Annotated in this window: 12 protein-coding genes; 7 read left to right on the top strand and 5 right to left on the bottom strand. The window is 62.5% G+C overall.

Annotated elements, in window-relative coordinates; genetic code table 11:
* Positions 1 to 72: 72 nt before the first annotated feature.
* Positions 73 to 552, top strand: a complete 480-nt coding sequence (locus tag J3P96_RS03925) for an Lrp/AsnC family transcriptional regulator (protein WP_434655457.1) — start codon at positions 73 to 75, stop codon at positions 550 to 552.
* Between the two features lie 227 nt (positions 553 to 779).
* The gene (locus J3P96_RS03920) at positions 780 to 989 is read left to right on the top strand and encodes a DUF2788 domain-containing protein (protein ID WP_434655454.1); all 210 of its coding nucleotides are present in this window, start codon (positions 780 to 782) and stop codon (positions 987 to 989) included.
* Here J3P96_RS03920 and J3P96_RS03915 read toward each other — a convergent pair.
* The 4 genes from J3P96_RS03915 to J3P96_RS03900 form a co-directional block, all read right to left on the bottom strand.
* Entirely contained in the window at positions 984 to 1,550 is a 567-nt protein-coding gene (locus J3P96_RS03915; protein ID WP_434574092.1) for a pseudouridine synthase, read from the bottom strand. The genes J3P96_RS03920 and J3P96_RS03915 overlap by 6 nt on opposite strands.
* 145 nt (positions 1,551 to 1,695) lie before the next feature.
* Complete coding sequence (gene amn, locus J3P96_RS03910; protein ID WP_305501175.1) at positions 1,696 to 3,195, bottom strand: AMP nucleosidase; 1,500 nt, start codon at positions 3,193 to 3,195, stop codon at positions 1,696 to 1,698.
* Positions 3,196 to 3,625: 430 nt separating this feature from the next.
* Positions 3,626 to 5,275, bottom strand: coding sequence for an acyl-CoA dehydrogenase family protein (locus tag J3P96_RS03905; RefSeq protein ID WP_434655452.1), 1,650 nt, complete (start codon positions 5,273 to 5,275; stop codon positions 3,626 to 3,628).
* Positions 5,276 to 5,348: 73 nt separating this feature from the next.
* Positions 5,349 to 7,733 (bottom strand): hybrid sensor histidine kinase/response regulator, encoded by a 2,385-nt coding sequence (locus tag J3P96_RS03900; RefSeq protein WP_434655449.1) that lies wholly within the window; start codon positions 7,731 to 7,733, stop codon positions 5,349 to 5,351.
* Between the two features lie 406 nt (positions 7,734 to 8,139).
* Here J3P96_RS03900 and J3P96_RS03895 point away from each other — a divergent pair, with 406 nt between their 5' ends.
* The 4 genes from J3P96_RS03895 to J3P96_RS03880 all read left to right on the top strand — a co-directional run bounded on the left by J3P96_RS03895 (position 8,140) and on the right by J3P96_RS03880 (position 11,664).
* Positions 8,140 to 8,937 carry a hydroxymethylpyrimidine/phosphomethylpyrimidine kinase gene (locus tag J3P96_RS03895; protein WP_434655446.1) on the top strand — a complete coding sequence of 266 codons (798 nt, stop codon included), beginning with the start codon at positions 8,140 to 8,142 and terminating at the stop codon, positions 8,935 to 8,937.
* 15 nt (positions 8,938 to 8,952) lie between these two features.
* Positions 8,953 to 9,579, top strand: coding sequence for a thiamine phosphate synthase (gene thiE, locus J3P96_RS03890; protein ID WP_434571635.1), 627 nt, complete (start codon positions 8,953 to 8,955; stop codon positions 9,577 to 9,579).
* A gap of 27 nt (positions 9,580 to 9,606) precedes the next feature.
* Positions 9,607 to 10,890 carry a glutamate-1-semialdehyde 2,1-aminomutase gene (gene hemL / locus J3P96_RS03885; protein WP_434571634.1) on the top strand — a complete coding sequence of 428 codons (1,284 nt, stop codon included), beginning with the start codon at positions 9,607 to 9,609 and terminating at the stop codon, positions 10,888 to 10,890.
* Positions 10,891 to 11,109: 219 nt separating this feature from the next.
* Positions 11,110 to 11,664: a tetratricopeptide repeat protein gene (locus J3P96_RS03880; protein WP_305498608.1), complete on the top strand. Its 555-nt coding sequence runs from the start codon at positions 11,110 to 11,112 to the stop codon at positions 11,662 to 11,664.
* 156 nt (positions 11,665 to 11,820) lie between these two features.
* Here J3P96_RS03880 and J3P96_RS03875 read toward each other — a convergent pair whose 3' ends face one another.
* Entirely contained in the window at positions 11,821 to 12,150 is a 330-nt protein-coding gene (locus J3P96_RS03875) for a DUF1820 family protein (protein WP_305498606.1), read from the bottom strand.
* Between the two features lie 133 nt (positions 12,151 to 12,283).
* Here J3P96_RS03875 and miaB point away from each other — a divergent pair, with 133 nt between their 5' ends.
* The gene (gene miaB / locus J3P96_RS03870; RefSeq protein ID WP_434571631.1) at positions 12,284 to 13,612 is read left to right on the top strand and encodes a tRNA (N6-isopentenyl adenosine(37)-C2)-methylthiotransferase MiaB; all 1,329 of its coding nucleotides are present in this window, start codon (positions 12,284 to 12,286) and stop codon (positions 13,610 to 13,612) included.
* Positions 13,613 to 13,770 lie beyond the last annotated feature (158 nt).

Below are 13,770 nucleotides of genomic sequence, written 5' to 3'. Positions count from 1 at the left end.
TAAACACTACTTGCGCAATTTTTACCCTTGGATGGATAATCTTCCGCAATTAACCGAATAAAGGCCCGCTCAATGAGCAAACTCGACCGTTACGACCTGAGCATCCTGACGGAATTGCAGCGCGACGCGCGCATCTCGAACCAGGAATTGGCCGAGCGCATCGGCCTGTCGCCCTCCCCCTGCTCGCGGCGGGTCAAGCAATTGGAAGACGACGGCTACATCACCCGCCAGGTTGCCCTGCTCGATCGCAAGATGCTCGGCCTGAGCCTGACCGCCTATGTGCTGATCGGCATGGACCGCCACACCCCCGACCGCTTCGAGACCTTCGAAGCCGCGATCCGCAACCTGCCGCAAGTGCTTGAATGCAGCCTGGTGACCGGCATCGACGCGGACTACCAACTGAAGGTGGTGGTGCCGGACATGGATCATTACCAGAAGCTGCTGCTGGGCCACCTGACCCGGATCGAAGGCGTCACCAGCGTGCGTTCGAGTTTTGTGCTGAACCAGGTGCTCAACAGTACCGAGCTGCCGCTGACTCACCTGCGCAGCTGAGACCTTCTGTGGCGAGGGAGCTTGCTCCCGCTGGGTTGCGCAGCGACCCCAAATCTCCACTGGTTTGCGACTGCTGCGCAGTCGAGCGGGAGCAAGCTCCCTCGCCACAAAAAGCAGCCCATGAATATCCGGGCTGCGACACACCGCCGCAGCCCGATCCTGCGCCCCGCCGCCATGCCGTATACTCGCCCCTGCCTTTTCAACCCCGCCCACGCCGGAGTGCGCCGATGGATCCTGCTGTTTTGGAAGAGTGGATGATGACCGGACTGGTCAGCATCCTGATCATTTTCATGGGGTTCATCGTCTGGGACCTGGCGAAGAAATCCAAGGCCGGGCGTTTCGGCTCGTTCATCCTGTTTTTCGTGCTCGGCCTGGGCGTGGCGGCGTTCATCATCAAGAGCGTGGTCATCGGTCTGATCGAATCCGGCTCGTTATAAACGCGCCGGTACCTCTTTCCATTGGCCCTGATCGAGCCCTTCGATCGTCCAGTCACCGATCCTGACCCGCACCAGACGCAGGGTCGGCAGGCCCACCGCGGCGGTCATGCGCCGCACCTGGCGGTTGCGCCCTTCACGTATCACCAGTTCCAGCCAACTCGTCGGCACGCTTTTGCGAAAGCGCACCGGTGGATTGCGCGGCCATAATTGCGGTTCGTCCAGCTGACGGGCCTCGGCCGGCAGCGTCATACCGTCGTTCAACTCGACCCCATCACGCAAACGCTGCAGTTGCTCGTCGCTCGGCTCACCCTCGACTTGTACCCAATACGTCTTGGCCAGTTTGTGCTTGGGATCGGCGATGCGCGCCTGCAACTGGCCGTCATTGGTCAGCAACAGCAATCCTTCGCTGTCGCGGTCCAGCCGACCAGCCGGATAGATGCCCGGTACGTCGATGAAATCCTTGAGCGTGGCGCGCCCTTCGCCGTCGCTGAATTGCGTCAGCACGTCAAAAGGCTTGTTGAACAGGATCAGTTTCGCTTCGGCCGGCGGCGCCTTGGCCACACGGCGCGGGGTGGAAGCGGGAGGCTTCGCGCCAGGGCGGCGGGAAGCGGGGCGTGGAGGACGGGGCATGGCGGCAACAATATCCAACGGTCGAGGCCGACATGCTAGTGGCCCGACCGTTAAATAACCACCGTTCAGGACGGCGTCAGCGGAACGGCGGCTCGTCGAAGCTGCGCAGTTTGCGCGAGTGCAACGAGTTGAGTTCGTTGCGCAACAGGTCCAGCGCCGCGATCCCGATCTTGAGATGCTGGTTGACCGCCCGCTCATAAAACGCGTTGGCCGAGCCCGGCAGCTTGATCTCGCTGTGCAGCGGCTTGTCCGAGACGCACAGCAACGTGCCGTATGGAACCCGCAAGCGGTAACCCTGGGCAGCGATGGTGCCGCTTTCCATGTCCACCGCCACGGCGCGGGACAGGTTGATCAACGGACGCTCCTGGGCCCAGCGCAATTCCCAGTTGCGGTCGTCGTAAGTCAGCACGGTGCCGGTGCGCAGGCGTTTTTTCAGCTCGTCGCCTTTTTCGCCAGTGATGTTCGCCGCCGCCTGCTGAAGCGCCAGCTGCACTTCGGCCAGGGCCGGGATCGGGATGTTCGGCGGCACCACGCGGTCGAGGATGCCATCGCGGCGCATGTAGGCGTGGGCCAGGACGTAATCGCCGATCGTCTGGGACTGACGCAGGCCGCCGCAGTGGCCGATCATCAGCCAGCAATGCGGACGCAGCACGGCCAGGTGATCGGTGATGTTCTTGGCATTGGACGGACCAACGCCGATGTTCACCAGGGTCACGCCGTGGCCATCGCTGGCTTGCAAGTGATAGGCCGGCATCTGGTAGCGATGCCAGACCACGCCAGCGGCGATGGCCGAGGCTTCACCGTGATCCATGTTCTTGTCGATGATCACGTTGCCCGGCAGCACCATGCGCACGAAACGCGGATCGCTGCGCAACTGCTCCAGCCCGTGGACGATGAACTGGTCGACATAGCGGTGATAGTTGGTCAGTAGAATCCAGGGCTGCACATGGCGCCAATCGCTGCCGGTGTAATGCACGAGCCGGCGCAGGGAGAAATCCACCCGCGCGGCGTCGAACAGCGCCAGGGGCAGCGGGTCGGTGTTTTCCCAATCGTAGAGGCCATCGGCGATGCCATCGGTGGCGGCCGAGAGATCGGTGCTGGGGAACACCCGCGCCAGCACCGCCGCCGTCACACCGGAACCGGCCAGTTCATCGCCCTGCTCCACCACATACGGGTACGGAATGTTCTGCTCACTGACGCCCACCTCGACGGTGACGGTGAAGTCGTGCATCAGCGGGACAAGCTGCTCGAGCAGGTATTTTCGAAATGCCGCCGGGTGGGTGACGGTGACGCTGTAGGTGCCCGGCAGCTGGACCTTGGCGTAGGCGCGGGTGGTCTGCGGGACTTCGCCATGGCAATGGTAGGTCAGGCGCAGGGCCGGATAGCGGAACAATGCGCGTTGCTCGGCATCCGGCTCGATGCGGTCCTTGAGATAACGCTTGAGCGCCTGGTTCAGCGCGGTGGTCGCGCGCTCGTGCAGGGCCGCCAGCCGGTCCACGGCTTGCTCGGCGGTTTGAACGACAATAAACGCTTCGGTCACGATCAGCTTCCTGTGTTCTGACTTGCAGGCCTTCATCTTGCCTGCATCGTGGGCCGACGGGAACAGTGGCGTATTAGTTGTCCTTGCGCGGAGCCTTTTGCGGGAGCGGGCTTGCTCGCGAAAGCGGTGTGCCAGGCAACATCGATGCTGAATGTACCGACGCCTTTGCGGGCAAGCCCGCTCCACAGGGTTTGATGTTTACTCAGATGTTGCGTCCAGCACAGGTCCACTGTGGGAGCGAGCCTGCTCGCGAAAGCGGTGTGTCAGGCAACATCGATGCTGAATGTACCGACGCCTTTGCGGGCAAGCCCGCTCCACAGGGTTTGATGTTTACTCAGATGTTGCGTCCAGCACAGGTCCATTGTGGGAGCGAGCTTGCTCGCGATAGCGGTGCGTCAGCCACCATCAATGCTGAATGTACCAATGCCTTCGCGAGCAGGCTCGCTCCCACGGGGGCATGGGTTGTTTAGAAGCCGTGCGGGGTCGAGCGGGCGACGATGGCTTCGACATTCAGGCCGCGGGGCAACGCGCCGTAGACCCGGCCAGTGGAACCCAGCCGGCTGGCGATGAAGGCATCGCTGACGTCGCTGTTCCCCGCTTCCAGCAACAGCCTGGCTTGCAGGCCCACGGCGATGTCTTCAGTCAATTGCCGGGCACGATACTGGATGTCATCGGTGTCCTTGAACGCTGCGTGCAACCGGTCGATATGGGCCGCCAGGCGATTGTCCCCATGGCCGTCGCCCAGTTCGTCGAACAGCACTTCCAACACGCCCGGCTCTTTGGACAGAGCGCGCAAGACGTCAAGGCACTGCACATTGCCGGAGCCTTCCCAGGTCGAATTGACCGGTGCCTCGCGGTACAGGCGCGGCAGGATGCTGTCCTCGACATAGCCGGCACCGCCCATGCATTCGGCCGCCTCGTTGATCATTGCCGGGGCGCGTTTGCAGATCCAGTATTTGCCTACCGCCGTCACCAGCCGGGCGAATTTGGCTTCATGCTCATCGTTCAGATGATCCAGCGCCCGGCCCATGCGCAAACTCAGCGCCAACGCAGCTTCGCTTTCCAGGGCCAGGTCGGCGAGTACGTTCTGCATCAGGGGCTGCTCACTCAACAACTTGCCGCCGACCTTGCGGTGCGCGCAATGGTGACTGGCCTGGGTCAGGGCCTGGCGCATAAGGGCACTGGAGCCGACCATGCAATCGAAGCGGGTCATGGCGACCATCTCGATGATCGTCGGCACGCCTCGGCCCTCTTCGCCGACCATCCAGGCCAGCGCACCACGGAACTCCACCTCGCTGGAGGCGTTGGAGCAATTGCCGAGTTTGTTTTTCAAACGCTGGATGTAGAACTGGTTGCGGGTGTCGTCCGGGCGGTGGCGCGGCAGCAAAAAGCAGGTCAGGCCCTTGTCGGTCTGGGCCAGGGTCAGGAAGGCATCGCACATCGGCGCCGAACAGAACCACTTGTGGCCCACCAGCTCATAGGCCTGGCCCGGGCCGCTGGCGCCTACCGGATACGCCTTGGTGGTGTTGGCGCGCACATCGGTGCCGCCCTGCTTCTCGGTCATCGCCATACCGAGAGTGACCCCGGCCTTGTGGGCCATGCCGACGTTACGTGGATCGTATTCGGTGGCGAGCACTTTCGGCACCCAGCGCTCGGCCAGGTCCGGTTGCAGGCGCAGGGCCGGCACACTGGCAAAGGTCATGGTCAACGGACAACCGGTGCCTGCTTCGGCCTGGCTGTGCAGGTACGTCATCGAGGCGCGGGCGACATGCGCGCCAGGTTGCGGATGGGCCCACGGCAGGCTGGGCAGGCCATGTTCGATGGCGGTGCGCATCAGCTCGTGATAGGCAGGATGAAATTCCACCAGGTCGATACGATGGCCGTAACGGTCGTGGCTGGAAAATATCGGCTTGTTCTGGTTGGCCAGGAACCCCGCCTCCATCAACGGTCCGCCGGCCAGGGCACCGTAGGCGTCGATCCGCGCCTGTGCCCACCCTGCGCCGAAACGCCGCGACCACTCTTGCAGCGGCAGGTCGATACGGTACAGGTTGGCGCCATCCAGGGACGGAGGCTGATTGGTGACGTCGTGGGTTTCGGCGAACTGGTGCAGGTTCATGACGGGGCTCCTTGGTCGGCCAGCAGAGGTCAGTTAAGCACCGCCTCCTGGCCGATCAAAGTGGCATATCCGCCTAAATACCGGCGCTTTCACCCTGCTTCGGACAAAGTACCCGTCGTTGCAGAATCGCCTGCAGTGCTTCGAATTTCACCGGTTTGCTCAGGTAATCGATCAGGCTACCCGCAGGGCAATGCGCCTGGTCCACGTTCGGGCTGACCACCAGCACGGGTAAGTCCTCGCAACCTGACATCGCGCGGATCTGACAGCAGACCGACACCCCATCCGATGGTGTCGACTGGCAATCGAGCAGCACCGCGTCAAAACTGTCGCCCTGCAACAGCTCCAGCGCCGCGCGGCCACTGTCCGCGGTACGTACTCGGTAGCCAAGCTTGAGCAACATGCCGCGCATCACCAGTTGGTCGATGTTGTTGTCGTCGGCCAGCAGCACCGTGCACTCCTGGGGCAAGCGCGCAGCCCGGCGTGCGCCGCCAGGAAACGTTGCCGGGACGGCCACAGGCAATGCGATGTCAAATTCCACGTCCAGCTGGAAACGACTGCCGCGCCCCGGCTCCGAGGTATGGGTCAGGCGCCCGCCGAGCAATTCGACCAGTTGCCGACAAATTGCCAGGCCGACGCCGAGGCCGCCGTATTCGCGGGTCATCGAGCCGTCGAGCTGGAAGAAACGCTGATACAGGGTCGCCTCTCCCAGATCGGTAAAGCCGATGCCGGTATCGATCACGGCGAAAGACAGCACCAGGCGATCGAGCTCCGACGTCCGGCCACTGACCCGCAGCGCGATGCCACCGACGCGGGTGAACTTGATGGCATTGTCCAGCAGGCATTCCAGGCACTGGGCCAATTTACCGCTGTCACCCAACAAACGGTCCGCCAGGCCGGGCGCTACGTCGACCTTGAAATCCAGGCCCTTGGCCGCCGCGTTGGCGCCGAACTGTACCTGCAGGGCCTCTATCACGCTGCGCAGGCTGAACGGCGCCGGATAGACCTTGAGCTTGCCGGCCTGCAACTCGGTGAGGGTGAGCATGCCGTTGACCATGCGCATCATGTCCCGCGCCGAACCGGCTGCGGTCTGCTGATATTGGCTGAGTTCCTCGTCCATCTCGACGGTTTCCATCAGTTCCAGGCAACCGATCACACCATTCATCGGCGTGCGCAACTCATGGGTCAACGTGGCGAGGAATTCGTCCTTGAGCTTGTTGCCCTGGGCCAACTGCTGGTTCAGCACTTCGAGTTTCTGCCCGGCGTCGAACAGCGTCTGCGCCTGCTGTTCGCGCATGGCGTTGATGCGGTCCGCCAGGGCCAGGGACAACAGCGCCACCTCGATGGCAGAGCCAATCTGGCTGGCATACATGGTCAGGAAGATGTTCGGCAGGTAACCCAACACCATCATCGTATTGACGACGCCCCCCAGCAGAAACGCCGACCAGGCAATAATGAAGTAACGCGCCACCCGCAGCCCCCGCCACCAGGCGAACAAGCCGGCGGCGAAAATCACCACGGTGAACACCAGGGCCAGCGCCGTCGCCAGGCGCAGCGCCAGCGCATAGCTGGTCATCAACGACAGGCCCACCACCACCGCGCCGTAGGCAATCAGCGCGAGCAGCAATCGGTCGAGCCAGCGGCTGTGCTGGGCGGTTTGCAGGAAACTGCGGGCAAACTGGCTGCCAAAAACCCCCGCGCAGCCAATGAAAAACGGCGTCGCGGCGTTGGCCCACCAGGGGTTGTCCGGCCAGAAATACTCAACCGCCGCACCGTTGACCGACAATTGATAGAGGCCGAACGAGGCGATATAGAAAATGTAATAGAGATAACTGGTGTCGCGCACGCTCAGGTAGATGAACAGGTTGTAGACCAGCATCCCCAGCAGTACGCCATAGATGATCCCCAGCACATACAGGCGCACCGGCTGCTGTTCCAGGTACGCGGTGCTTGACCAGAGCGTCAACGGGGCCTGGATCGAGCCCTGGCTTTGCAGGCGCAGATACACGGTCTGGCGTTGATCGGGTTGGAAATCCAGGCTGAACAGGTAGTTGTTCTGGCGCACCTCGCGGCTGGCGAACGGCAAGGCATCGCCGGTCTGGCGAACCAGGCGATAGGCACCTTGCGTATCGGCCAGATACAAGTCCAGGCGGTCCAGCGGCGGATACGCCAGCTCCAGCAGCCAGGTGCGCTGGGCGCCGGGATTGCCCGGGCGGTAGTGCAAGTCGATCTTCAGCCAGAACGCCGAGCGCGAATACCCTGCGTTCAGCGTGGCCTGGTCGTGGGGTTTGAAGCGCCCAGCCGCGGCCTGGGCCAGGACATCCTCGAGGGTGGCCGTGCCGCTGGCGTCTTCAAACACCTGCAAGGCATGGCCCAAAGGCAGGCTTCGGGTAGATTCATCGAATTCAAGGGCGCTTGCCAAGGGGGACAAGCACAGCAGCAACATCAGCAAATAGCGCATTAAAGCCCCAGCGTGGCCTGTCCGGTTGAGTCAGGAAGCCCCCCATTCCCTGAGTAGACGTAAAACCGGCATTACCTGTTATTGGTTGGATCCATCCGTAGCATAGCCGTTGATGGCCAATTTGCACCATTGAAATTTTTCCGACAAAAGGCTCTAGCACGGGCGTCTCAGCGCCAAGCGTTGAGATAGAGCTGTTGCTTTGGTCAGGTTGGTACTGGCGGGCCATTCGTGGCGAGGGAGCTTGCTCCCGCTCGGTTGCGTAGCGACCGCAAGATCTCGGGGCCGCTTCGCGCCCCAGCGGGAGCAAGCTCCCTCGCCACAAAAACAGTCTCCAGCAGGAAACGTCGCGTAAAACCCTCAGAGCCCGATCACCGATAAATGGGGTTTGGTGATAAGCTCGCGCACCATGAATATCTACAACTCCCGCCCCGTTGTCCTCTGTCTCTCCGGCCACGACCCCAGTGGTGGCGCCGGCTTGCAGGCAGATATCGAAGCCCTGCTCGCCCAGGGTTGTCATGCCGCCCCGGCCGTTACCGCGTTGACCGTGCAAGACACGGTCAATGTCAGCGATTTCCGCGTACTCGATCGCGAGTGGGTAATGGCCCAAGCCAATGCCGTGCTCAACGATTCGCCCGTCGCGGCGGTCAAGCTGGGGATGCTCGGTTCGCTGGAAATGGTCGACACAGTGGTCGAGCTGCTCCAGGCGCATCCACATCTGCCGATGGTCTGCGACCCGGTGCTGCGCGCCGGTGGTGGCGGGCGGCTGGGCAAGGATGAAGTCGGCTACGCCATGCGCGAGCGCCTGCTGCCGCTGGCGATCATCGCCACGCCCAACCTTCCTGAAGCACGCATTCTCGCCGAACTGCCGGAAGGCAGCGCCGATGAATGCGCCGAAAAACTGCTGCCCTTCGTCAAGCACCTGCTGATCACCGGCGGTCACGGCGATGAACATGAAGTCCACAACCGCCTGTACAGCCGCGACGGACGCCGCGAGACCTTCACCTGCCAGCGCTTGCCCGGCAGCTATCACGGTTCCGGCTGCACTCTGGCCAGCGCCCTGGCCGGCCGGCTGGCCCAGGGTGAACAGCTCGCCAGCGCGGTGAAGACCGCGCTGGATTACACCTGGCGCACCCTGCGCGATGCCGAACAATTGGGCAAAGGCCAGTTCGTACCGCGTCGCCTGCCGCTGGATTTCTGCTCGTAGCAAAGGAGCCGTGGAATGAAATTACGTGGCCTTTATGCCGTCACCGACAGCCAGTTGCTGGCCGGCAAGTTCCTCGCCTATGTGGAAGCCGCGCTGGAAGGTGGCGTGACCCTGCTGCAATACCGCGACAAAAGCAGCGACGAGGCCCGGCGCTTGCGCGAGGCCGAGGCGCTGCGCAACCTGTGCGAGCGCTACAAGACCCAACTGATCATCAACGATGACGCCGAACTGGCCGCACGCCTCGGCGTCGGCGTCCACCTGGGCCAGACCGATGGCCCGCTGGCGCCGGTGCGGGCGTTGCTGGGGCACAAGGCAATCGTCGGCGCCACTTGCCACGCCAGCCTGGAACTGGCCGAACAGGCCGTCCGGGAAGGCGCCAGCTACGTCGCGTTCGGGCGCTTCTTCAATTCCAATACCAAGCCCGGGGCGCCCGCCGCAAACCTTGAACTGCTCGAACAGACCCGTATCAAACTGCATATACCGGTGTGCGCCATCGGCGGCATCACTCTGGAAAATGCCGCCCCGCTGGTGGCCCATGGCGTTGACCTGCTCGCGGTGGTCCATGGCCTGTTCGGGGCCGACAGCACGGCTGAGGTGACGCGCCGCGCCCGCGCCTTCAACGACCTGCTGCAAACCAAATAGTCATTTCCCGATTTCGAGAGCCCTACCATGTCCCGTTCCGAAACCCTGTTTGCCAACGCTCAGAAACACATCCCCGGCGGCGTGAATTCACCCGTTCGTGCGTTCAAGAGCGTCGGCGGCACCCCGCTGTTCTTCAAGCACGCCGAGGGCGCGTATGTCACCGACGAAGACGACAAGCGCTACGTCGACTACGTGGGTTCGTGGGGCCCGATGATCCTCGGCCACAGCCATCCGGACGTGCTGGACGCGGTGCGCAAGCAACTGGAGCACGGCTTGTCCTATGGCGCGCCGACCGCGATGGAAACCGAAATGGCCGATCTGGTCTGCTCCATCGTGCCATCGATGGAAATGGTGCGCATGGTCAGTTCCGGCACCGAGGCGACCATGAGCGCGATCCGCCTGGCGCGCGGCTACACCGGGCGCGACAGCATCATCAAATTCGAAGGCTGCTACCACGGTCACTCCGACAGCCTGCTGGTCAAGGCCGGCTCAGGCGCGCTGACCCAAGGCGTGCCCAGCTCGGCAGGCGTACCGGCGGCATTTGCCAAACACACGCTGACCCTGCCGTTCAACGATCTCGAAGAAGTCGAGAAAATGCTCGGGGAAGTCGGCCAGGAAGTGGCCTGCATCATCGTCGAGCCGGTGGCCGGCAACATGAACTGCGTGCCGCCAGCGCCAGGTTTCCTCGAAGGCCTGCGCAGCCTGTGCGACCAGCACGGCGTGGTGCTGATTTTCGACGAAGTGATGACCGGCTTCCGCGTCGCCCTCGGCGGTGCCCAGGCTCATTACGGCGTAACGCCGGACCTGAGCACCTTCGGCAAGATCATCGGCGGCGGCATGCCGGTAGGCTGCTTCGGCGGCAAGCGCGCGATCATGGAATGCATCGCCCCGCTGGGGCCGGTCTACCAGGCCGGTACCTTGTCGGGCAATCCGCTGGCCATGGCCGCCGGCCTGACCACCCTGCGCCTGATCAGCCGTCCGGGTTTCCACGCCGAGCTGAGCGACTTCACCACTCGCCTGCTCGACGGCTTGCAAGTACGCGCCGATGCGGCGGGCATCCCGTTCGTGACCACCCAGGCCGGCGGCATGTTCGGCCTGTACTTCAGTGGCGCCGATGACATCGTGACCTTCGACGACGTGATGGCCAGCGACGCCGACCGCTTCAAGCGCTTCTTCCACCTGATGCTCGAGGGTGGCGTCTACCTGGCGCCAAGCGCGTTCGAAGCCGGCTTCACCTCCATCGCCCATGGCGAGGCCGAGTTGAAGATCACCCTCGACGCGGCCGAGCGGGCCTTTGCTGCGCTGAAGTAAACGTCTGACCAACTGACGCTGGCTGACACCAGCGTCAGTTATTGACCATTGCCCCGGGATACCTTTTTCCAGGTATTTACCCAACAAGTGGCCGCTATCGTTCCCTCGCAGCAGAAAAACGAGTAAAGACTTTGTAAGGATGGCCCTGCTTATTTCATAATGCGCGCTTATTGGATCCCCCGGAGGGTCCACGCGCCCCTCAGAGGTAAGTCGATTCCCATGAACCGCACCGGCCGCACCCTTGCCTTGGGCTGCCTGTTGCTCCTTCAGCCCCTGCTCGCCAACGCACAGGCAGGCGGCAACTCGTTGTTGATCCCGGCGATGGGCCGTTGCACGCTCAACACCCAGCCACAAGATCTGGCACCGGCACTCGACGCCTGTCGAAAAGCCGCCGACGAGGGCGATGCCCAAGCGCAATATGAGCTGGGCGAGTTCTACTATGACGGCAAGGCCGCGCCCCGCGACCTCAAGCAAGCCCTCGACTATTTCGAAAAAGCCTCGCTGCAAGGCCACGCCCAGGCGCAATTCAAGCTTGGCGGCATGTTCTTCCATGGCGAAGGCGTGCCGGCCAACAACGTCCAGGCTTACATCGTCTTGAAGATGGCGGCGGTCAACGGCGCCGAAGAAGCACTGGACACCGCCGACGAAGTCGCCGAGCAGATGCCCCGCGACGAGCTGGAAGTGGCGACCCAGGTGCTGGGCCAGATCTTTCGCAAATACCTGATGGAATTGCAGAACGCCGACGGGCGTACGCCGTTTTCGCCGCTGCCCTGAATCCAAGGCCCCTGTGGCGAGGGGATTTATCCCCGCTGGGCTGCGAAGCGGCCCCCAAAGCAGCCAACTTAATCAATCTCTAATACTGGGGTGTCAGGTTTTTAGGGCCGCTTCGCGCCCCAGCGGGGATAAATCCCCTCGCCACAAGGGCCAGGTTTACTTGTCAGGCATCGGCATCGGAAACGGCATGACGTTGCCGACCGCGCCCCGGGCTTCGCTGATTTTCGGCGTGCCCAGGCGCTCGACCTCATCGATGCGCACGATCGAGTGCATCGGCACGAAGCTGCGCACCACGCCTTCGAACTGCGCCTTGAGCTTTTCTTCGCTCGGGTCGACGACCACTTGCGTGCGCTCGCCAAAGACGAATTCCTCGACCTCTAGGAAGCCCCACAGATCACTCTGATAGATCTGTTTGGCGTACATTTCGAACACCTGGCCCTGGTTGAGGAAAATCACCTTGTAGATTGGAGCTTCACGTTTGGTCATGGCTGGCGAAACACATCGGCGGGTAAAAATGAGGGCGCGAACTATAGCATAGCCACTGCTCGCGCGAATTAGCCACACAGGCCACAATTTCCCTATAATGCGCGGTTCTTTGAATCACGTGATGAACCCGTCCATGGCCAAGAAGCTTTACATCGAAACCCACGGTTGCCAGATGAACGAGTACGACAGCTCGCGCATGGTCGATCTGCTGGGTGAACACCAGGCCCTGGAAGTCACCGCCCGCGCGGAAGACGCGGACGTGATCCTGCTCAACACCTGCTCGATCCGCGAACGCGCCCAGGACCGGGTGTATTCCCAGTTGGGCCGCTGGCGCGAACTGAAGCTGGCCAACCCGGACATGGTCATTGCCGTTGGCGGCTGTGTCGCCAGCCAGGAAGGCGCGGCCATTCGTGACCGCGCGCCCTACGTGGACGTGGTCTTTGGCCCACAGACCCTGCACCGCCTGCCGGAGATGATCGACGCCGCACGCATTACCAGGCTGCCGCAAGTAGACGTCTCGTTCCCGGAAATCGAAAAATTCGATCACCTGCCCGAACCGCGTATCGACGGCCCAAGTGCCTACGTATCGGTGATGGAAGGCTGCAGCAAGTACTGCACCTTCTGCGTGGTGCCGTATACCCGCGGCGAAGAAGTCAGCCGCCCCTTCGACGACGTGATTGCCGAAATCATCCACCTGGCGGAAAACGGTGTGCGCGAAGTGACCCTGCTGGGGCAGAACGTCAACGGCTACCGCGGGCTGACCCATGACGGTCGCCTGGCGGACCTCGCCGAACTGATCCGCGTCGTGGCGGCGGTGGACGGCATTGACCGCATCCGTTACACCACCTCACACCCGCTGGAGTTTTCCGACAGCCTGATCCAGGCCCACGCCGAGGTCCCCGAACTGGTCAAGCACCTGCACCTGCCAGTGCAATCGGGTTCCGACCGGATCCTCGCGGCCATGAAGCGCAACCACACGGCGCTCGAATACAAATCCAAGCTGCGCAAACTGCGCGCGGCGGTCCCGGGGATCTGCATCAGTTCGGATTTCATCGTCGGTTTCCCCGGCGAAACCGAGAAGGATTTCCAGCAGACCATGAAGCTGATCGAGGATGTGGGCTTCGATTTCTCCTATTCCTTTGTCTACAGCCAGCGCCCCGGCACGCCAGCGGCGGACCTGGTGGACGAGACGCCCGAGGAAGTGAAGAAGGAGCGACTCAATGCCTTGCAGCACCGCCTTAACCAGCAAGGCTTCGAGATCAGCCGACAAATGGTCGGCTCCATCCAGCGGATCCTGGTGACCGATTACTCGAAAAAAGACCCGGGCGAATTGCAGGGGCGCACCGAGAATAACCGTATCGTCAACTTCCGCTGCGACACTCCGGCATTGATCGGCCAGTTCGCCGACGTGCACATCGACGCCGCGCAACCGCACTCCCTGCGCGGCTCGCTGGTCCAGTAACAACACCACGCCATGTGGGAGCGAGCCTGCTCGCGAAAGCGCTATTACGGTCAATATCGAGGTTGGATGTGACAGCGCTTTCGCGAGCAGGCTCGCTCCTACAGCGGCGGTGCCAGGCCCTGTTGTCAGATTGCACCGCTTAAGAGCTTTCGCACCCA

The sequence above is a fragment of the Pseudomonas sp. R3-56 genome (assembly GCF_051132075.1).
In the GTDB taxonomy this organism is placed as follows: Bacteria; Pseudomonadota; Gammaproteobacteria; order Pseudomonadales; family Pseudomonadaceae; genus Aquipseudomonas.
The sequence above is the reverse complement of the archived record's forward strand: the minus strand, read 5'-3'. Positions and strand labels throughout refer to the sequence as shown.